20 protein-coding genes are annotated in these 20793 nt (G+C 69.4%); 18 read left to right on the forward strand and 2 right to left on the reverse strand.

Annotated features, from left to right (window positions below):
* Positions 1-15 precede the first annotated feature (15 nt).
* Genes PIR02_16545 through PIR02_16555 form a run of 3 tightly spaced genes read left to right on the forward strand, consistent with a single transcriptional unit; the run spans position 16 to position 4021 of the window.
* The gene (locus PIR02_16545; GenBank protein WZH36353.1) at positions 16-636 is read left to right on the forward strand and encodes a ComEA family DNA-binding protein; all 621 of its coding nucleotides are present in this window, start codon (positions 16-18) and stop codon (positions 634-636) included.
* A gap of 5 nt (positions 637-641) precedes the next feature.
* A complete protein-coding gene (locus tag PIR02_16550; GenBank protein ID WZH39029.1) occupies positions 642-2987 on the forward strand; it encodes a ComEC/Rec2 family competence protein in 2346 nt (781 codons plus the stop codon).
* Positions 2984-4021 (forward strand): DNA polymerase III subunit delta, encoded by a 1038-nt coding sequence (locus PIR02_16555; GenBank protein WZH36354.1) that lies wholly within the window; start codon positions 2984-2986, stop codon positions 4019-4021. The genes PIR02_16550 and PIR02_16555 overlap by 4 nt, the downstream gene beginning before the upstream one ends.
* A gap of 260 nt (positions 4022-4281) precedes the next feature.
* On the opposite strand, the gene rpsT is transcribed toward PIR02_16555, so the two are convergent.
* Positions 4282-4542 (reverse strand): 30S ribosomal protein S20, encoded by a 261-nt coding sequence (rpsT, locus tag PIR02_16560; protein ID WZH36355.1) that lies wholly within the window; start codon positions 4540-4542, stop codon positions 4282-4284.
* 118 nt (positions 4543-4660) lie between these two features.
* Positions 4661-5383 (reverse strand): alpha/beta hydrolase, encoded by a 723-nt coding sequence (locus PIR02_16565; protein WZH36356.1) that lies wholly within the window; start codon positions 5381-5383, stop codon positions 4661-4663.
* An 86-nt stretch (positions 5384-5469) separates the two neighbouring features.
* Here PIR02_16565 and lepA point away from each other — a divergent pair, with 86 nt between their 5' ends.
* The 15 genes from lepA to PIR02_16640 all read left to right on the forward strand — a co-directional run bounded on the left by lepA (position 5470) and on the right by PIR02_16640 (position 20781).
* Positions 5470-7314 carry a translation elongation factor 4 gene (gene lepA / locus PIR02_16570; GenBank protein WZH36357.1) on the forward strand — a complete coding sequence of 615 codons (1845 nt, stop codon included), beginning with the start codon at positions 5470-5472 and terminating at the stop codon, positions 7312-7314.
* Between the two features lie 14 nt (positions 7315-7328).
* A complete protein-coding gene (locus PIR02_16575; protein WZH36358.1) occupies positions 7329-7973 on the forward strand; it encodes a DUF1990 family protein in 645 nt (214 codons plus the stop codon).
* Positions 7973-9190 carry a radical SAM family heme chaperone HemW gene (gene hemW / locus PIR02_16580; GenBank protein ID WZH36359.1) on the forward strand — a complete coding sequence of 406 codons (1218 nt, stop codon included), beginning with the start codon at positions 7973-7975 and terminating at the stop codon, positions 9188-9190. The genes PIR02_16575 and hemW overlap by 1 nt, the downstream gene beginning before the upstream one ends.
* 179 nt (positions 9191-9369) lie before the next feature.
* A complete protein-coding gene (gene hrcA / locus PIR02_16585; GenBank protein WZH36360.1) occupies positions 9370-10410 on the forward strand; it encodes a heat-inducible transcriptional repressor HrcA in 1041 nt (346 codons plus the stop codon).
* Between the two features lie 69 nt (positions 10411-10479).
* Positions 10480-11601 (forward strand): molecular chaperone DnaJ, encoded by a 1122-nt coding sequence (dnaJ, locus tag PIR02_16590; GenBank protein ID WZH36361.1) that lies wholly within the window; start codon positions 10480-10482, stop codon positions 11599-11601.
* A 2-nt stretch (positions 11602-11603) separates the two neighbouring features.
* Entirely contained in the window at positions 11604-12338 is a 735-nt protein-coding gene (locus PIR02_16595; protein WZH36362.1) for a 16S rRNA (uracil(1498)-N(3))-methyltransferase, read from the forward strand.
* A gap of 56 nt (positions 12339-12394) precedes the next feature.
* A complete protein-coding gene (locus PIR02_16600; protein WZH36363.1) occupies positions 12395-12742 on the forward strand; it encodes an HIT domain-containing protein in 348 nt (115 codons plus the stop codon).
* A 49-nt stretch (positions 12743-12791) separates the two neighbouring features.
* Complete coding sequence (locus PIR02_16605) at positions 12792-13817, forward strand: PhoH family protein (protein WZH39030.1); 1026 nt, start codon at positions 12792-12794, stop codon at positions 13815-13817.
* Complete coding sequence (gene ybeY, locus PIR02_16610) at positions 13814-14281, forward strand: rRNA maturation RNase YbeY (GenBank protein ID WZH36364.1); 468 nt, start codon at positions 13814-13816, stop codon at positions 14279-14281. The genes PIR02_16605 and ybeY overlap by 4 nt, the downstream gene beginning before the upstream one ends.
* Positions 14278-15585, forward strand: coding sequence for a hemolysin family protein (locus PIR02_16615; protein WZH36365.1), 1308 nt, complete (start codon positions 14278-14280; stop codon positions 15583-15585). Before ybeY ends, PIR02_16615 begins: the two co-directional genes overlap by 4 nt.
* Positions 15582-16475, forward strand: coding sequence for a GTPase Era (gene era / locus PIR02_16620; protein WZH36366.1), 894 nt, complete (start codon positions 15582-15584; stop codon positions 16473-16475). The genes PIR02_16615 and era overlap by 4 nt, the downstream gene beginning before the upstream one ends.
* A gap of 33 nt (positions 16476-16508) precedes the next feature.
* Positions 16509-17456 (forward strand): NADP-dependent oxidoreductase, encoded by a 948-nt coding sequence (locus PIR02_16625; GenBank protein WZH36367.1) that lies wholly within the window; start codon positions 16509-16511, stop codon positions 17454-17456.
* Positions 17457-17515: 59 nt separating this feature from the next.
* Entirely contained in the window at positions 17516-18040 is a 525-nt protein-coding gene (locus tag PIR02_16630) for a GNAT family protein (GenBank protein WZH36368.1), read from the forward strand.
* A gap of 171 nt (positions 18041-18211) precedes the next feature.
* Positions 18212-19972, forward strand: coding sequence for a 2-isopropylmalate synthase (gene leuA, locus PIR02_16635; protein WZH36369.1), 1761 nt, complete (start codon positions 18212-18214; stop codon positions 19970-19972).
* A 20-nt stretch (positions 19973-19992) separates the two neighbouring features.
* On the forward strand, positions 19993-20781 hold the full coding sequence (locus PIR02_16640; protein WZH36370.1) for a methyltransferase domain-containing protein: 789 nt from the start codon (positions 19993-19995) through the stop codon (positions 20779-20781).
* Positions 20782-20793: the final 12 nt, after the last annotated feature.

Raw genomic sequence — 20793 nt, forward strand, 5'->3', positions numbered from 1 at the left:
TTCTAGGGTGGCCGGGTGACCGCCGATCCCGAACCTGCACCCGTCGCCCTCCCGGCGCGGCGGCGGCTCGGCGTCGGCGCCGTCATCGTCCTGGTTCTGGTGGCTTTCGCGGTCACCGTCGGTATCGGGATGCTGCGCGGAACGACCGGGACGCAGGTCGTGTCCGCAGGTCCGTCACAGAGCGCCACGGCGCTCGTACCCGCCGAGGCCGGCCTCTACGTGCACGTCGCAGGCGCCGTTCGTGCCGCCGGCTTGTACCGTCTCGAAGCCGGGGACCGCGTCGCGGATGCCATCGCTCTCGCCGGCGGGTTCGCGGACGATGCCGAGCGGGCCGGTGTGAACCTCGCCCGCGCGGTCGCCGACGGGGAGCAGATCGTGGTTCCGGTGATGGGGTCATCGCCCGATCCGGCGACGGGCGGAGCGACGGGAACCACCGCAGCGGGCGATCTGATCGACCTCAACACCGCGACGCGCGAGCAGCTCGACACTCTGCCGCGAGTGGGTCCGGCCATCGCCGACCGCATCATCGCGTGGAGGAAGGAGAACGGGCGGTTCACCAGCGTGGACGACCTGGGGTCTGTCCCGGGGATCGGCGACAAGATGCTCGAGGGTCTGCGCGATCTGGTGCGGGTGTGACGACGATGCGCCGACGCGCGCTCCGTCCGGCCGCCGTCGCGCTCGTCACGTGGGCCGCAGCGGGCTTCGCCACGTCAGCTCCGGATCTCACATGGTTCGCCGCCGTGGCGGCGGTCTGTGCGATTGCGTGCGCAGGAGTGTTCGCCCGCCTCCGGCGTCCCGCGCTCGGCATCGCCGCCGTCGCGCTCGCCTGCGCGGCGGGAGCGGCGGGAAGTGTCGCCGCCATGGCGCCGGTGCGCGCGCAGATCGAGGCTCTACAGGTCGAGGGAGGGCGCCAGCTCGAAGTCGACGTGACCGTCGTCGGGCATGTGTCCGCGACGGCGGACGGCGGTGCCTGGTTCGACGCCGTGGCCTCCCGTGTCGCCGCCGGGGCTGTGACGGTGACGGGAGGCATCCCGGCCCGCGTCGGCGTCGATGCGGACGGTCGCGCAGCGGTCGCGGCGGCGGGGCAGGGGAGCGAGGTGCACCTGAGCGCACGCGCGATCCCGGCGCGCGCAGGCGAGCGCGCCGTCCTCGTCCTGCGCGCCGAGGAGGTGATGCGTGCTCCGCCGCCCGCCGGGGTGTGGGCATGGTTCGAGGAGGTGCGCGACGGACTGGTCGCGTCGACACGCGGGCTCCCGCAGCCGGGCGCGGGACTCGTTCCCGGGCTGGCGGTCGGCGACACGTCGAGTCTGGACCCCGCGACAGACGCCGCGATGAACGCTTCCTCCCTCTCACATCTCACGGCCGTCTCCGGGGCGAACTGCGCCCTCGTCGTGGGAGCGGCCTTCGCACTGCTGGCTCTGGCGGGAGCTGCCCGGTGGGTACGCGTCGTGGGTGCCCTCGTCGTTCTCGCCGGCTTCGTGATGCTCGTCACCCCCGAACCGAGCGTGGTTCGCGCGGCGGCGATGGCCGCGATCGCGCTCCTCGCCGTGGTCCTCGGTCGCCCTGCGGCAGGGGTCGCGGTGCTTTCCGGCGCGGTGACGGTGCTGCTCGTCGCCGATCCGTGGCTCTCGACGTCTCTCGGGTTCGCGCTGTCGGCCGCGGCCACCGGCGCGCTGCTCGTGCTCGCGCGGCCCCTGGCGCGCGGTCTGGAGAGGTTGATGCCGCGGGCACTGGCACTCGCGCTCGCGGTGCCCACGGCGGCGCAGCTGGTCTGCGGCCCGCTCATCGTGCTGATCGACCCCCACGTTCCGCTCCTGGGCATCGCGGCGAACCTGGTCTCGGATCCGGCCGCCGCACCCGCGACGATTGCGGGAGTGCTCGCGTGCATCTCAGCCTGGCCGTGGCTACGCGACGGGCTCACCGCCCTCGCGTGGATCCCGGCCGCGTGGATCGCCGCGGTCGCCCACACGACGAGCGCGATCGGGGCACAGAACCTGCCCTGGCCCGACGGGATGTTCGGTGCGACACTCCTGGCGGTGGTGAGCGCGGCGATCGTCGTCGCCGTGGTCCGCCCCGCACGCGTCCCGCGCCTGACCGCGATCGCGACAGCCCTGCTCGCCGTCGCGGTCGGACTGGTCGCGGGGCAGACGACCGTGCGGACTGTGGCCGGGCCACTCACCGTGCCGACGACGTGGGACGTCGCCATGTGCGACGTCGGTCAGGGTGATGCGACGCTGTGGCGGTCGGGGAGGGCGGTCGCTCTCGTCGACACCGGCCCCGAACCGGAGCGCCTCGCCCAGTGCCTGCAGACCCTGGGCATCGACCGCCTCGATCTGGTCGTGCTGACCCACTTCGATCTCGACCACGTGGGCGGTTCGGAGGCGGTGCTCGAACGGGCAGCTCTTGTCATCCATGGACCGGTCGACACGGCGGAGGACCAGAGACTGCTCGACCGCTTCGCGGCCGGAGGCGCACTGCTGCAGCAAGCGACGACGGGGATGACGGGCGCGGTGGGGGAGACGCGATGGCAGGCCCTCGGCCCGACAGCGCATGAGGAACCCGGCAACGACGCCAGCGTCGCTCTCGACGTGGTCGGTCCGGATTTCCCCCGCACGGTCCTCCTCGGCGATCTCGGCGCCGACGCGCAAGCCGCGCTCATGCGCCGCATCGACGTCCCGGAGGTCGAGGTCGTGAAGGTGTCGCACCATGGCAGCGCGGATCAGGACCCCGAGCTCTACCGTCGGCTGCACCCCGCGGTGGGGTTGATCGGGGTGGGAGCCGAGAACCGCTACGGCCATCCGACGGCGACCCTGCTGTCGACGCTGTCCGCGCTGGGTGTCGCCGTCGGCCGCACCGACACGGACGGCGATCTCACCGTCAGCCTCGACGACGGCGAGTTGACCCTCTGGCGGGCTCGACCCGGGGAGTCAGCGGCCACACCGGCGGAGACCGCGATGTCGGAGCCGGTCGGTAGGCTGGACGAGTGACCCCGGCTCCTCGACGCTCCGCCCCGGCGAAGGCCAAGACAGCCATCCCGCAGGTGTCGTGGCGTACGCCGCAGCCCGCGCCGGTCGTTCTCGTCTCGGGCCCAGAAGAGGTGTGCGCGGAGCGCGCGACCGCGGGAATCCGGGAGTTCCTCAAGAGCGAAGATCCGAGCCTCGAGGTCACCGACGTCCGCGCCGACGACTACGCTGCCGGCACGCTTCTGTCGGTCACATCCCCGTCCCTCTTCGGCGAGCCCCGCCTCGTCCGCATCGGCGGGGTCGAGAAGTGCAGCGACGTCTTCCTGAGTGAGGCGTTGTCGTACCTCTCACAACCGCAGGACGGCGCGACGGTCGTGCTCCGGCACACCGGCGCGAGTGTTCGCGGGAAGAAGCTGCTCGACGCGATCCGCGCGGGCCAGGGGAGCGGCATCGAGATCGCGTGCCCCGCGATCAAGCGCGACTCCGACCGCTTCGACTTCGCGGTGGGGGAGTTCAAGGCCGCGGGCAAGCGCATCGCTCCCATCGCGCTGCGTTCCCTGGTGTCCGCTTTCGCGGACGATGTCACCGAGCTCGCAGCCGCGTGCCAGCAGCTCATCGCCGACGTGCCCGGCGACATCGACGAGCGCACGGTCGAGCGGTACTACGGCGGTCGCGTCGAGACCTCCGCGTTCACCGTGGCCGACACGGCGATCGCCGGACAGTACGGCCCGGCACTGCTCGCGCTGCGCCACGCCCTGGCATCCGGAGCCGACCCTGTTCCGCTGGTCGCCGCCGTCGCGATGAAGCTGCGCACCATGGCGCGGGTCGCGGGAACCCGCGAATCGTCGTCGCAGGTTGCGCAGCGTCTCGGAATGAAGGACTGGCAGGTCGACCGCGCCCGCCGCGACCTCGTCGGATGGAACGCCACGAGCCTCGGAAGGGCGATCCACGCGACGGCCCGCGCCGACGCCGAGGTGAAGGGAGCGTCTCGCGACGCCGTCTTCGCTCTCGAGCGGATGATCACCGTCATCGCGACCCGCACCCCGTACGGGCGCTGACGCCGTCCACCCTTCCCGCGGCGGTCCGACCTCGCCCCCGGGGATGGCAGGAGATACGGCTACGGGAGAATCGAGACGCGACCCTGCCGTCCTCCGCTCCCGGGATTTCCTCCCCTCGCCGCGGAGGAAGGCTTACACCCCGCGCCGGAGCCCAGATCGTCGGACGCACCACTCCCGTCCCTCCGCCGACCACCCGGCCCCGAGAACGACGAAGCCCGCCCCGCACAGTGCGGGACGGGCTGTCGAAGAAGTGCTGCGGCTCAGAGAGCGGCGACCGACTTCGCGATGGCCGACTTGCGGTTCGCGGCCTGGTTCTGGTGGATGACACCCTTGCTCACGGCCTTGTCGAGCTTCTTGGTGGCGAGGACGAGCGCCTTCTCGGCGGCCTCCTTGTCACCGGCCAGGACGGCCTCGCGCGTGCGACGCACGTGCGTCTTCAGCTCGCTCTTGACGGCCTTGTTGCGCTCGTGCGCCTTCTCGTTGGTCTTGTTGCGCTTGATCTGCGACTTGATGTTCGCCACGTCATCGGTCTTTCGTTTGAGTGAGTGTTGGAAGTGCCGGGCGAGCGGTAGAGGGACGCTGCACCGGCGGTCGTGGAGGTCGGGAAAAACCCCACACGCAAGCCAAGGACTGATTCTATCAGGTCGACGCCTCGATCGTGGTGAGCGCCACCTCCAGCAGCGCGTTGAACACCCTGGGCCGCATCGCGGTGACGAGGTGGGTGGTGCGCGGTACGACGATCACCTCCGCGTGCGGGGCGAGCGAGGCGAACAGCTTCTCGTTCACGCGCAGCTGATCCCACTGCCCGTTGATGAACCACAGCGGAACGCGGATACGACGAACGGATGCCAGCAGATCGAGCACCGACAGCGACGCCAGCGCCGTGTCCTGTGCGTCGAAGGCGTACCCGCCCGCGCCGAAGTCCGGCCGAGTCTCGGGCGGAAGCGTCCGATCGAGCACGCGGTTGGTGAGCGCCAACCCCCGGTCGGGAAGGCTGTCGAACCGTCGCGCGAGGAAGCGGTAGGCCGCGAGGCCCACCCCGCGGGGGAGAGACGTGCAGGAGGCCGCGATGAACGCGGCGACGGGCGGCGGATCCTCTCGCCCGACGTACTCGATCGAGAGGAGACCGCCCATCGAATGCCCGACGAGGAGCACGGGCCCGCGGGTCGCGGCATCCTGAACCGCCCGGTCGATGGTCGCGAACGCCTCGTCGAGGGTGAACTCCTCGCCGCGGCGCGTGCCGTGTCCGGGCAGATCCACGGCGGTGACGGGGGTGCCGCGTTCCTGCAGATAGGCCACCTGCGCGCGCCACATCGTCGCCGACGTGCGGATGCCGTGCACGAGCACGACCTGGACCGTCATGACATCCACTGTAGGAGCGGTGGACATCTGCTGCCTGGGCATCCGCGGACGGTGATGTCGGCCCGCCCCCGTAGAATCGACGGAACATGTCACCGCGCGCCCTGAAGCCCCTCGAGCCGTCTGCCACCCCGCCGGAGCAGATCCGCAACTTCTGCATCATCGCTCACATCGACCACGGCAAGTCGACGTTGGCCGACCGCATGCTGCAGATCACCGGCGTGGTCAGCGACCGCGACATGCGGGCGCAGTACCTCGACCGCATGGACATCGAGCGCGAGCGCGGCATTACGATCAAGTCGCAGGCGGTGCGGATGCCGTGGGCCACCGCCGACGGCACCTTCGCCCTCAACATGATCGATACGCCCGGCCACGTCGACTTCACGTACGAGGTCAGCCGCTCGCTCGCCGCGTGCGAGGGCGCGATTCTGCTGGTCGACGCCGCCCAGGGTATCGAGGCCCAGACGCTGGCCAACCTCTACCTCGCGCTCGAGAACGATCTGACGATCATCCCGGTGCTGAACAAGATCGATCTGCCCGCCGCCGATCCCGACAAGTACGCGGCCGAGCTCGCCGGCCTCATCGGCGGCGATCCCGCCGACGTGCTGCGCGTCAGCGGCAAGACCGGCATGGGCGTCGAAGAGCTGCTCGACCTGATCGTGGAGAAGATCCCCGCGCCTGTCGGAAAGGCCGACGCCCCGGCGCGCGCCATGATCTTCGACTCGGTCTACGACGCGTACCGCGGTGTCGTCACGTACGTCCGCATGATCGACGGTTCCCTGCAACCGCGCGAGCGCCTGCAGATGATGTCGACCGGCGCGACGCACGAGGCTCTCGAGATCGGTGTGTCCAGCCCCGAGCCTGTTCCCACCAAGGGTCTCGGCGTCGGCGAGGTCGGCTACCTCATCACCGGCGTGAAAGACGTGCGGCAGTCGAAGGTCGGCGACACGATCACGACCCACCGCAAGCCCGCCACCGACGCGCTGCCCGGCTACACCGACCCCAAGCCCATGGTCTTCTCGGGCATCTACCCGATCGACGGCAGCGACTACGCCGAGCTGCGCGAAGCGCTCGACAAGCTCAAGCTCTCCGACGCCTCGCTGCAGTACGAGCCCGAGACCTCGGTCGCGCTGGGCTTCGGCTTCCGCGCCGGGTTCCTCGGTCTGCTGCACCTCGAGATCATCACCGAGCGCCTTTCGCGCGAGTTCGGTCTCGACCTCATCACCACCGCTCCATCCGTGACCTACGAGGTCACCACCGACACCGGTGAGACCGTCTCGGTCACGAACCCCAGTGAGTACCCCGACGGCCGCGTCGCCTCGGTCTCGGAGCCGATCGTCAAGGTCGGCATCCTGCTCCCGAAGGACTACGTCGGAACCGTCATGGAGCTGTGTCAGTCGCGCCGCGGCACCCTGCTCGGCATGGAGTACCTCAGCGAAGACCGCGTCGAGCTGCGGTACCACATGCCCCTCGGCGAGATCGTGTTCGATTTCTTCGACCACTTGAAGTCACGCACCCAGGGCTACGCAAGCCTCGACTACGAACCGGCCGGCCAGCAGACCGCCGATCTCGTCAAGGTCGACATCCTGCTCCAGGGTGAGAAGGTCGACGCGTTCAGCTCGATCGTGCACCGCGAGAAGGCGTACGCCTACGGCACGCTCATGGCCGAGCGGCTGCGCAAGCTCATCCCGCGCCAGCAGTTCGAGGTCCCCATCCAGGCGGCGATCGGCGCGCGCATCATCGCGCGCGAGACCATCCGCGCCATCCGCAAAGACGTGCTCGCCAAGTGCTACGGCGGTGACATCACCCGTAAGCGCAAGCTCCTCGAGAAGCAGAAAGAGGGCAAGAAGCGCATGAAGATGGTGGGCCGCGTCGAGGTTCCCCAGGAGGCGTTCATCGCCGCCCTGTCGGGAGACGTCGAGGCGAAGAAGTAGAGCGGGGAGGCAGCATGCGCCGGCAGAACTTCACGGACGACACGGTCGACTACGCCGCGGTCGGCGCCACTCAGGCGCACGACCTCATGCAGTACCCGCCCGAGCATTCGGTACCCGCCGAAGACGCCTGGCGCATCGGCAGCGGCGAGGAGCGGTTCACCGCGGCAAGCGAACTGCTGCTCTCATGGGCTCCGCTGCGCTCGGGCGATCTCCACATCACCGACGTGCGCCCCGCATCAGGAGGGGGATACTCCGGCGTCGGCTTCGATGCCGAGGGCGCTCCCGTGGCCCCCAGCAGCCTCGCGCCCGAGCAGCGTTTCGCCGCCGACGGCACCCCGTACGTCAGCCCGGGAACCGGAGTGCGCCTGCACGGCAAGGTCGACGGCCACCGCGCCGACGCGGAGCTGCGCGTCATCTCGGTCTTCGAGGAGCCCCGACGCGTGGGCTTCATCCTCGGCACCGTCGGGCACTCGATCGTGAGCGGCGAGGAGCTGTTCGTGATCGAGTGGCGCGACAACGACGAGGTGTGGTTCGTCGTGCGCGCTTTCGACCGTCCGACCGTGCCGTCGTACCGGGTGTTCACGAGCCGCCTGCGTCGCCGCCGTCGCGCACTCTTCACGCAGTACCTGCGCGCGATCTCGCCGCTGTACACGTCCTGATGGGTGGGCCTCTTCCTCTCGGTGATCCCGCTCCCGCGGACGGTCGGCTGCCCGACGATCTGACGATCGACCCGGCGACCGACTTCGGCGTCTACCTGCACGTACCGTTCTGCCGCGTGCGCTGCGGCTACTGCGACTTCAACACCTACACCGCGAGCGAGTTGCGCGGCGCCCGGCAAGACGATTTCGCCGACACACTCGTCGCCGAGGTGCGTCTGGCGGGACAGGTGATGGATGCCGCGGGCGGCCGCCGTGCGGCATCCACGGTGTTCTTCGGGGGAGGCACGCCCACGCTCCTCCCGCCCGGCGACCTCGCGAAGATGCTCGACGCGGTGCGCGCGGAGTTCGGGATCGCCGACGGCGCGGAAGTCACCGTCGAAGCCAATCCCGACACGGTCGACGACGCCGTCATGGCGACGCTCGCCGCGGCCGGCGTCTCGCGGGTCTCGATCGGCATGCAGTCGGCTCGGCCCCACGTCCTCGCAGCCCTCGACCGCACGCACGACCCCGCCAACGTCGCCACCGCCGTGGCCGCCGCCCGCCGGGCCGGGCTCGACGTCTCCCTCGACCTCATCTACGGAGCACCGGGGGAATCTCTCGACGATTGGCGGGCATCGCTCGAGGCCGCGACGGCCCTCGAGCCCGACCACATCTCGGCGTACGCGCTCATCGTGGAAGACGGCACGAAGCTCGCCCGTCAGATCCGTTCCGGCGTCGTGGCGGAGCCGTCGGACGACCTGCAGGCCGACATGTACGAGCTCGCCGACGAGCTGCTCGCCGCGGCCGACTACGACTGGTACGAGGTGTCGAACTGGTCTCGCGGCGCCGCGCATCGCTCGCGTCACAACCTCGCCTACTGGCGCGGCACCGACTGGTGGGGCTTCGGCCCCGGTGCCCACAGTCACGTCGCCGGGCTGCGCTGGTGGAACGTCAAACATCCGGCCGCCTACGCGCAGCGACTCGCCGGCGAGGAATCGCCCGCCGCGGCCCGCGAACGGCCGGACGAGACGGCGCGACGGTTGGAATCGGTGCTCCTGCGCAGCCGGATCCGTGAGGGCCTCGCGGTGAGCGAGCTCCTCGGCGAGGGCCGCAAGGCCGTGGCATCCCTCATCGCCGACGGTCTCATCGAGGGCGCGGATGCCGTGCGGGGGCGCATCGTCCTGACCCGCCGCGGTCGCCTCCTGGCGGATGCCGTGGTGCGCGCGCTCACGGCCTGATCGCACGCGGGGCTGCATGCCGACCGCGCACGGCGCAGGCGTCGGACGCGGAAGAGACGCTCGTCTTCACCAGAAGCGTCTGTCGCGGCGCGGCATCCGCGAGCCCCCGGCGACCAGCTGCGCCGATCCCGTAGAATTGGCACTCAGGTATCCGGAGTGCCAAACGGGAGGAGCAGCTCATGGTGTCGGAACGCGGCCTTCAGGTGCTCCGCGCGATCGTGCAGGACTATGTCGACACGCGCGAACCCGTCGGCAGTAAGGCGATCGTCGACCGCCACGCCTTCGGGGTGTCCGCCGCGACCATCCGCAATGACATGGCTCTTCTCGAAGACGAGGAGCTCATCGTCGCGCCCCACACCTCGTCGGGGCGTGTCCCCACCGACAAGGGGTATCGCGTCTTCGTCGACCACCTGGCCGAGCTCCGTCCCCTCTCCACCGCGCAGCGGAGCGCGATCACATCGTTCCTCGACCAGGCGGGCGACCTCGACGACCTCCTCGCACGCACGGTGCGCGCGCTCACGCAGCTGACGGGACAGGTCGCGATCGTGCAGTACCCATCGTTCGCGCGGGCGAACGTCTCGCACGTCGAACTCGTCGCCCTCGGCGGCCCGCGCGTCCTCGTGATCCTCGTCACCGACACCGGTCGGGTCTCGCAGCGCATCTCGCTCGTGCCGATCGAACCGACGGATGCCGACATCGTCCAGCTCCGCGCGCATGTAGGGGCCACGCTCGTCGGGCGCAGCGTCGCCGATTGCGTGCAAGACGTGGCGTCGATCGTCTCCGCGGGGCCTCGCCCGGGCGTCGCCCTCGACGCCGTGACGGATGCGATCCTGCGCGTCGTCGGCGAAGAGCTCGAGGAGTTTCGCCAGGACCGGCTCGTGATGGCCGGTACCGCGACCCTCGCCAAACGCGAGTCCGACTTCCGCGGCAGCATCTATCCCCTGCTCGAGGCGATCGAGGAGCAGGTGACGCTGCTCCGCCTGATGAGCGAGATGGTCGCCGACGACAAGGGCCTCTCGGCCAGCATCGGTCGTGAGAACGAGCCGTTCGGCCTCATCGAGGCGTCCGTCCTCGCCAGCCGGTACGACGGCTCGACGGGCGGAGCGCGTGTCGGTCTGCTCGGTCCGACACGCATGGACTACTCCTCCAACCTCGCGGCGGTCCGCGCCGTCGCGCACTATCTGACCCGGATGCTCGAAGACGACGACAGCGCGCGCTGACACCGCGCACGGCGACGACGAGAACCACCGACGAGAACGAACCCCGCATCAGCGGGCAGGAAGGCGATTGTGGCTGACCACTACGAGGTCCTGGGTGTCGAACGAGACGCCAGCCCGGAAGACATCAAGAAGGCATACCGGCGCCTCGCCCGCCAATTGCACCCTGACGTGAACCCGGGCGCCGACGCGTCCGAACGCTTCAAGCTCGTGACCCACGCCTACGACGTGCTCAGCGACCCCGAGCAGCGGCGGCGCTATGACATGGGCGGCGACCAGAACCCCTTCGGGGGCGGGGGAGCGGGCGGGTTCGGCGGCTTCAGCGACATCTTCGAGACGTTCTTCGGGGGAGCACAGGGAGGCGGTGGCCGCGGCCCGCGCCCGCGGTCGCGGCGCGAACGGGGGCAGGACGCCCTCGTGCGCGTCACCCTCTCGCTCGGCGACGTGGTCTTCGGCGTTCACCGCGACCTCGAGGTCGACACCGCCGTGCTGTGCGAGACCTGCCAGGGCGCCTGCACGGCACCCGGGACGAGCGAGGTCACCTGCGACATCTGCCACGGCTCGGGCCACGTGCAGCGCACGGTCCGCAGCCTCCTCGGCAACGTCGTCACGAGCCAGCCGTGCAACGTCTGCCAGGGGCACGGCACGACCATCCCGTACCCCTGCAACACGTGCCAGGGTCAGGGCCGCGTCCGCGCCCGGCGGACGGTTTCGGTCGACATCCCCGCCGGAGTGGAGTCGGGGCTGCGTCTGCAGCTCCCCGGATCCGGCGAGGTGGGACCCGCCGGCGGCCCCAACGGTGACCTGTACATCGAGGTCACGGTCGAAACGCACGAGTCGTTCAGCCGGGAGGGCGACGACCTCGTCGCCACCCTCGAGGTGTCGATGCCGGATGCCATCCTCGGCACGACCACCTCGATCGACTCGCTCGACGGTTCGGTCGACCTCGAGGTGCGACCGGGCGTGCAGTCCGGCGATGTGCTGACGATCAAGGGACGCGGCATCACCCCGCTCCGCGGAAGCCAGCGCGGCGACCTGAAGGTCGGGGTGCACGTGGTCACGCCCACCCGCCTCGACCACAAGGAACGCGCTCTCATCGAGGAGTTCGCCAAACGGACGAAAGCGCCCAAGCCGCGCCTGGCGGAGCACCAGCAGGGCATGTTCAGCAAGTTCCGCGACCGCTTCCGGCACTGACCGTGGCCCTGCACTTCGTCACCGACGAGGCGGCATCCGCTCAGCCGGGCGACGCGATCTCCCTTACCGGCGCCGAGGCGCACCACGCCGCGGCCGTGCGCCGTGTCCGTGTCGACGAGGCCGTCACACTGGGCGACGGCCACGGCGCATGGCTCGACGGTGTGGTCGTCGCCGCGACGCCGAAGCAGGTCGACGTGCGTGTCACGGGACGCGTCGACGTCGCCGCTGCCGTCCCGCGTTTCGTGCTGGTGCAGGCCCTCGCCAAGGGTGATCGCGATGAGCTGGCCGTTCAGGCGGCGACGGAGTTGGGCATCGACGCGATCGTTCCCTGGCAGGCGGCCCGCAGTGTCTCGCGCTGGGACGCCAAGGCTGAGAAGGGTCTCGCCCGGTGGCGCACGATCGTCCGCGAGGCGGCGAAGCAAGCCCACCGCGCGTGGATCCCCGAGGTCGACGGGATCGCGCGGACGGCCGACCTCGTCCGGCTCGCCGCGACGGCCACCGTGCTGGTCCTGGAGCCCTCGGCATCCGACCGCCTGACCTCCGTCGCCGCGGAGACCTCCGACGGCCGGGATGTCGTGCTGGTGGTCGGCCCCGAGGGAGGAATCGCCCCCGAGGAACTCGACGCGCTTCTCGAAGCGGGTGCCCGGCTCGTGCGCCTCGGAGACACGGTGCTGCGCACCTCGACCGCGGGAGCCGCGGCGATTTCGGTGCTGTCGGCGGCCCACGGGCGCTGGTGAGCTGTGGCCGGGCGCAACCCGCCTCGTGTGTCGGAGCCCGTCGATAGACTGCTGCCATGAGCGAACCGTCGATCTTCACGCGAATCCTGCAGGGCGAGATCCCCGCCGAGATCGTCGCCGAGACCGAGAACGTCTTCGCGATCCGCGACATCGCTCCTCAGGCCCCGGTGCATCTGCTGGTGATCCCCAAGACGCAGCAGTACCGCAATGTGGTCGAGCTGGCCGCCGCAGATCCCGATCTCCTCACCGAGGTCGTCGGACTGGCGAACACCGTGGCCGCCGAGCACGCCGACGGTGACTTCCGTCTGATCTTCAACACCGGCGAGGGTGCCGGTCAAACCGTCTTCCATGTGCACGCCCACGTTCTCGCGGGCGGCCTGAACGAAAAGAGCCTGGGTGGCTGATTCCCCCGAAGAACACGTCGTCGATCGCATCGAGGTCGACGGCGTCGCCATGGTGCAGCTCCTCGGCCCGCAGGATCGCCTCCTGCGCGTGGTCGAGAAAGAGCACCCCACCGTCGACGTGCACGTCCGCGGCAACGAGGTCACACTGTCGGGTGAGGCCGGCGCCGTACGCGCGGCACGCGGACTCGTCGACGAACTGCTCGCGATGACGCGGTCCGGTCAAGGACTCGACCCCTCCGACGTGTCGAGCTCGAATCGCATGCTGCGCTCCGACGGCGGCCCTCGTCCGTCCGAGGTCATGGGGGAGGCGATCCTCTCGTCGCGTGGCAAGGTCATCCGCCCCAAGACCGCGGGACAAAAGGCCTACGTCGACGCGATCGAAGAGAACACGATCGTGTTCGGCATCGGGCCCGCCGGTACGGGAAAGACCTACCTCGCGATGGCGAAGGCCGTGCAGGCCCTGCAGCGCAAAGAGGTCAGCCGCATCATCCTCACCCGTCCCGCGGTCGAAGCGGGGGAGCGGCTCGGATTCCTCCCGGGCACGCTGACCGACAAGATCGACCCGTATCTGCGCCCGCTCTACGATGCGCTCAACGAGATGATGGACCCCGAAATCGTCCCCAAGCTCATGGCGACGGGAACGATCGAGGTCGCTCCGTTGGCGTACATGCGCGGACGCACGCTCAACGACTCGTTCGTCGTGCTCGACGAGGCACAGAACACCACGCCCGAGCAGATGAAGATGTTCCTCACGCGCCTGGGGTTCGGAACCCGCATGGTGGTCACGGGTGACATCACCCAGATCGACCTTCCCCAGGGGGCGTCGGGGCTCCGGCTCGTCACACGGGTTCTCAGCGACGTCGACGACATCCATTTCTCGTACTTGACCAGCGACGACGTCGTCCGGCACACCCTCGTGGGCCGTATCGTCGACGCCTACACCGAGTACGACGAGAAGCGCCTCGTCGCGCGACGTGAGCGCGATGAGGCCACCGAGTTCGCCAACCGTGCGGAGCGCCGCGGCCCCCGGGCCGCGGGTCCCCGCGATCACCTCCCGAGACGAAACCGCTCATGACGATCGAGATCAACAACGAATCCGGCTACGACATCGACGAGCAGGTGCTGTTGCGTCTGATGGAGTACAACCTCGCCGAGCTCCATGTGAGCGCCGACGCCGATGTGGCGATCGTGCTCGTCGACGAGGGCGCGATGGAGTCGCTGCACGTGCAGTGGATGGATGAGCCGGGTCCCACCGACGTTCTGAGCTTCCCGATGGACGAACTCCGCCCGGGGTCGGAAGACGCACCTACTCCCGCCGGGCTCCTCGGCGACATCGTGCTCTGCCCCTCCGTCGCCGAGGCGCAAGCCGTCACGGCCAAGCACTCGACGCAGGACGAACTGATCCTGCTCACTACGCACGGTCTGCTCCACCTGCTCGGCTTCGACCACGCCGAGCCCGACGAGGAGCGCGAGATGTTCGGCCTGCAGCGCGAGCTCATCACGGGTTTCCAGGCCGTCGAGCGCCGCCGCAGCGCATGACCGAGGCTCTCCTCCTCGTCGCCGCTCTGCTGCTCGTCGCCTTCGGCGGGTTGATGGCGGCGTCCGAGGCGGCCCTGGGTGTCACCTCCCGATCCGACCTGCTCGAGCTGGGGAGTTCCGGACGCAACGCCCGCGCCCTCCAGCGCATCGCCGACGACCCGAGCGCCCATGTGACGGCCGTGGGATTCATCCGCGTGCTCGCCGAGACCACCGCGGCCGTCCTCGTCACGGCCGCGTTCGTGCTGATCTTCGACAACATCTGGCTCGCCATCGCGGCGGCCGCCGTCCTGATGACGGGCATCTCCTTCATCGCCGTCGGCGCGAGCCCGCGCTCGGTCGGTCGGCAGCACGCTCGGGGGCTGCTGCGCGGAGGGGCACCCCTCATCCGCGGGATGCGCATCATCCTCGGGCCCCTCGCCCACGGGCTCGTGTCGGTCAGCAACCGCGTGACCCCGGGTCTGTCGCAGTCGACGTCGTTCGCCTCCGAAGAGCAACTGCTCAGCATCATCGACGAGGCCGCCGAGAACGAGCTCATCGAGCAGGACGACCGCGAGCTCATCCACTCGGTGTTCGACTTCACCGACCGTTATGTCCGCGAGGTCATGGTTCCGCGTACCGACATGGTGACCGTGGATGCCGCAGCCACCTCCCGCGAAGCCCTCGCCCTGTTCCTCGAGAAGGGCGTCTCTCGCGTCCCTCTCGCCGACGACGATGCCGACGACGTCGTGGGGATGCTCTATCTGAAAGACCTCGTCCAGTTCGGCTTCCGCGACGAAGCCGGGTGGCGTGATGCCCCCATCCGACGGATCGCGCGACCTGCCGTGTTCGTTCCGGAGTCGATGAAGGCCGAGACGCTGCTCCAGCAGATGAAGCGCGACGCGGTGCACGTGTGCCTCGCCGTCGACGAGTACGGCGGCATCTCCGGCCTGGTCACGCTCGAGGACCTCATCGAGGAACTCGTCGGCGAGATCGCCGACGAGTACGACGCCCCCTCCACCGAGGTCGTCGCCCTCGACGACGGCCGTTACCGGGTGAGTGCACGCCTGGGGCTCGACGAGGTCGGCGACCTGTTCGGCCTCGAGCTCGACGATGAAGACGTGGACTCGATCGGCGGACTCCTCGGCAAAGCTCTCGGGCGGATCCCGCAACCCGGAGCCACCGCAGAACACTCCGGTCTGGTAATGACCGGGGGAGCCTCACGGGGACGCAATCGCGGCATCGCGACCGTCTTCGTGGAGCGTGCAGATCCGACGGACGACGACGCCGATGCGGACGAATCCGCGCGCGAAAGGAACGATAGATGAGCGACACCCGATCCGGATTCGTGACCTTCGTGGGGCGCCCGAACGTCGGGAAGTCGACGCTCACCAACGCACTCGTCGGCGAGAAGGTCGCCATCACGAGCGACAAGCCGCAGACGACCCGCCGAGCGATCCGCGGGATCGTGAACCGCCCCGGCGGTCAGCTCGTCGTCGTCGACACTCCCGGCATCCATCGCCCTCGCACCCTCCTGGGCCAGCGTCTGAACGACCTGGTGGAACAGGTGCTCGGCGACGTCGACGTCATCGCGTTCTGCGCTCCGGCGACCGAGAAGGTCGGCCCCGGTGATCGGCGGATCGCCGAATCGCTGTCGGGATATCCACGCGCCAAGAAGGTCGCGCTGGTGACGAAGACCGACGCTGCCACACGCGAGCAGATCACCGAGCGCCTCATCGAGGTCGACAGCCTGCGCGAGGACTGGGCCGCAGTCATCCCTCTGTCGGCGGTGACGAACGACCAGCTCGACGTACTGAGCGACGAGTTGCTGGCGCTGATGCCCGAGGGGCCCGCGCTGTACGACGCCGGAGTGACCACGGACGAGACCGTGGAAGACCGCATCGCCGAGATCATCCGCGAGGCCGCTCTGTATGGCGTCCGCGACGAGCTGCCGCACTCGATCGCGGTGACCGTCGACGACGTCGCGCCCCGCGAGGGCAGCGACCTGACCGATGTGTGGGCCAATATCGTCGTCGAGCGCGACAGCCAGAAGGCGATCATCATCGGTCGCAAGGGCTCGCGCCTCGCCGATGTCGGGGCCCGCGCCCGCGCCGGGATCGAGCCGCTCGTCGGTGGTCGGGTGTACTTGTCGCTCCACGTCCGCGTCGCGAAAGAGTGGCAGCGCGACGCGAAGCAACTGGGCCGCCTCGGTTTCTGAACGACCCGCACCCGTACGACGAAAGGCGCGATGATGGCGAAGAGGTGGACGGCGTCGGCTCCGGGGCCGATCGACACGTGGAGCTTCGACGAGATCGACGTGAGCCCGCCCGGTCGCGGCGAGGTCACGATCCGCGTCCACGCGGCGGGTGTCAATCCTGCGGATGCCAAGCACGTGGCTCAGGCACGACCCGGGGCGACCTTCCCCGTACCGATCGGGTACGAGCTCTCCGGTGAGGTCGTCGCGGTGGGTCAGGACGCGGTGGGCGGCACGGGTGAACTCTCCGTCGGCGACGACGTGGTCGCGTTCCGCGTGCAGGGAGCGTACGCGACCGACATCACGGTGCCCGCGCGCGATGTGTTCGCCAAGCCCGCGAACCTGTCCCACCCGGAAGCAGCGAACCTCCTGCTCGCCGGCACCACCGCCGCCGAGATGATCCAGGTCACCCGCGTCGAGGCCGGCGATACCGTCCTCCTTCATGCGGCTTCGGGCGCGGTGGGTGTGAGCCTCCTTCAGCAGGCGCGTGAACTCGGTGTCCGCGTGATCGGCACGGTGGGCTCGGATTCGCCTGCCTCGGCGGATCGCGTCCGTGGATACGGCGGCATCCCCGTCGCCTATGGCCCGGGCCTGCGTGAGCGTGTGGAGAAAGCGGCGAACGGGGCGCCCATCGCGGCGGCGTGGGACGCCGTCGGTACCGACGAAGCGATCGACGTCTCGCTCGCCGTCGTCGCCGAGCGCGACCGCATCGTCACGATCGTCGATCCCGAGCGGGCGAAACGAGACGGTTTCCTCTGGATCGCCGGTTCTCGGCCCGAGAGCGCGCGGTTCCGGGACATCGCCCGAGCGCGCGTCCTCGAGCTCGCGGCATCCGGGGCCCTGGAGGTCCCGCTGGCCCGCACGTACCCGCTCGCCGAAGCCGTCGACGCGGTGCGCTTCGTCATGGCCGGGCACCCGGGCGGCAAGGTCGCACTGGTGCCGTGACCTCTTCACCTTTCGTTCTGCCTCCGGCACCGACACAGCTCGACGTGAGGCGAGGAAGGGTGCGCCTGCGACCGGTCGTCGATGCCGATCTCCCCGCGATGGTGCGCTACCGCGGCGACGCGGAGGTATGCCGGTTCCTCCCGTTCGAGCCGCAGACAGCCGACGACATCCGTTCCCGCATCGGCCACCTCTTCGGGGGCACGGCCTTGACGGGGGAGCGTGGCGGGGTCGTCCTGGTCATCGAGCGGACCTCCGACGACGCGGTGGTCGGCGACCTCGTGCTCTTCCACCTCGACGCCCTGACGGGGACCGCCGAGATCGGGTGGGTCATCGACCCGGCGGCATCCGGTGCAGGGCTTGCCACCGAGGCCGTACGCGCCCTGATCGACACGGCATTCGGCCTGTACGGGCTCCGGCGACTGGTCGCGCGCATCGACGCCGAGAACGCCCGGTCCCTCGCTCTGGCGGCGCGCCTGGGGATGCGCCGGGAGGCGCACCTCATCGAGAACGAGTGGTTCAAAGGGCGCTGGAGCGATGAGATCGATTTCGGCCTTCTGCAGCGCGAGTGGACGGCGGGGGAGTGAACCGTCCGACGCGAGGCTGGTACGATCGCAGAATGCGCTTCGGTGGTCTGCTTCTTCTTAGCTGCCGCGACGAGTCCTCGATCTAGGGCCATCCTCGTCGCGGAGCTCGTCGTCGGCCCCTCCTGATGCCCCTTCCCGGGCGGGAACCACGAACAAGAGAAGCGACACACCATGAAGAACACCCAGAAGCCCACGTCCGCTCCGGTGCACAAGTACCGTCCGTTCCACGAGCAGATCCGGGTCGACCTGCCCGATCGCACATGGCCGAGCAACCGCATCGAGGTCGCGCCGCGCTGGTGCGCGGTCGATCTGCGCGACGGCAACCAGGCCCTCATCGACCCGATGAGCCCCGAGCGCAAGCGGGTCATGTTCGATCTGCTCGTGAAGATGGGCTACAAGGAGATCGAAGTCGGCTTTCCCTCGGCGAGCCAGACGGACTTCGACTTCGTCCGGCAGCTGATCGAAGACGACCTCATCCCCGCCGACGTCACCATCCAGGTGCTGACGCAGGCTCGTGAGCATCTGATCGCCCGCACCTACGAAGCCATCGCCGGCGCGAAGCAAGCGATCGTCCACCTGTACAACTCCACGAGCGTGCTGCAGCGCGAGGTCGTCTTCCGCACCGACCAGCAGGGCATCGTCGACATCGCCCTCGAGGGCGCGCGTCTGTGCAAGAAGTATGAGTCGACGATCCCGCAGACCGAGGTCTACTACGAGTACTCGCCGGAGAGCTACACCGGCACCGAGCTCGAGTTCGCCCTGCGCATCTGCAACGAGGTGCTCGATGTCTTCCAGCCCACGCCCGAGCGCAAGGTCATCCTGAACCTGCCGGCCACGGTCGAAATGGCCACGCCGAACGTCTACGCGGACTCGATCGAGTGGATGTCCCGCAACCTGAACCACCGTGAGAACGTCATCCTGTCGCTGCACCCCCACAACGACCGCGGTACCGCGGTGGCTGCGGCCGAGCTGGGCTACATGGCCGGCGCCGACCGCATCGAGGGATGCCTCTTCGGCAACGGAGAGCGCACCGGCAACGTGGACCTGGTGGCCCTGGGCGTGAACCTGCTGACGCAGGGCATCGACCCGCAGATCGACTTCAGCGACATCGACCAGGTCAAGCGCACGGTCGAGTACTGCAATCAGCTGCCGGTGCCCGAGCGCAGCCCCTGGGCCGGCGACCTGGTCTTCACCGCGTTCAGCGGATCGCACCAGGATGCCATCAAGAAGGGCTTCGAAGCGATGGAGGCCCGCGCGGAGGCCGAGGGCAAGAGCATCGACGACATCGAGTGGGCCGTCCCGTACCTGCCGATCGACCCGAAGGACTTGGGCCGCTCGTATGAGGCCGTCATCCGCGTCAACTCGCAGTCGGGCAAGGGCGGCGTCGCCTACCTGCTGAAGGCCGACCACGCCATCGACCTGCCGCGCAAGCTCCAGATCGAGTTCTCGGGCGTCGTGCAGGCCCGCACCGACGCGGAGGGCGGCGAGGTCTCCAGCGATCAGATCTGGGACATCTTCACCGACGAGTACCTGCCGTCGACGGACGACGACCAGCGCTGGGGCCGCTTCGAGCTGCTGTCGACGCGCTCCTCGAGCGATATGTCGGGTGACGTGCATCTCGACGTCACTCTGCGCGACGGCGAGTCGGCGAACCCCGCGTCCGCCGTGGGCAACGGCCCGGTGGCGGCGTTCCTCGAGATCGTGCGAGCCCAGGGCTTCGAGGTCACGCTCTACGACTACGTCGAGCACGCTCTGAGCTCAGGTGGCGACGCGCAGGCTGCCGCGTACATCGAGCTGCAGGTCGACGACCAGCGTTTGTGGGGTGTCGGTATCGACAACGACATCTCGACCGCGTCGCTGAAGGCGATCGTGTCGGGCGTGAATCGCGCTATCCGCACCCGCCAGACCAGCGGCGCGCTGGCCGGCGTCTGACAACGAGCGCGGAGACGACCGTGGCCTACGCCCACGGACACCACGAGAGCGTGCTGCGTTCCCACGCGGCACGAACCGTCGCCGACTCGGCGGCGTACCTGGTGTCTTCGCTGTCTGCCGGTGCACGCATCTTGGATGTGGGCGCCGGTCCCGGCACCATCACCGTCGACCTCGCTGACCGGGTCTTCCCGGGGCGTGTCGTCGGGGTGGATGCCGCCCCGGATGTCATCGACGTCGCGCGAGCCTCAATCGGTGATCGCACCAACGTCGAGTTCCGCACCGGCGACGCATACGCGCTCGACGTCCCCGACGCGTCCTTCGACATCGTGCACGCCCACCAGACGTTGCAACACCTCGCGCGCCCCGTGGACGCGCTGCGCGAGTTCCGACGGGTAGCCGGACCCGAGGGCCTGGTGGCCGTGCGCGACGTCGATTACGGCGGCGTGATCTGGCATCCGCGGATCCCGGCCCTCGACGAATGGCTCGTGCTCTACGACGCCGTGCACCGCGGCGTCTCGGGGGAGCCGAACGCGGGACGAGTCCTCAAGGCCTGGGTCCGCGAAGCGGGGTTCACTCGAATCGAGGCCAGCGCGAGCGTCTGGGTCTTCGACACCGATGAGAAGCGCGCCTGGTGGGGTGGAATGTGGGCGGATCGCGTTCTCGCGTCGGCGTTCGCCGGTCATGCGCGACGGCTCGGGGTCGCCGATGACGCTCTTCTTCATCGCATCTCCGCCGCGTGGCGCGAGTGGGCCGCCGACCCGGACGGGTGGATCCTGCTGCCGCACGGAGAGGTGCTCGCGCGCGCCTGAGCCGACGGGGCG

This window comes from Microbacterium enclense, from assembly GCA_038182865.1.
Classification (GTDB): Bacteria; Actinomycetota; Actinomycetes; order Actinomycetales; family Microbacteriaceae; genus Microbacterium; species Microbacterium enclense_B.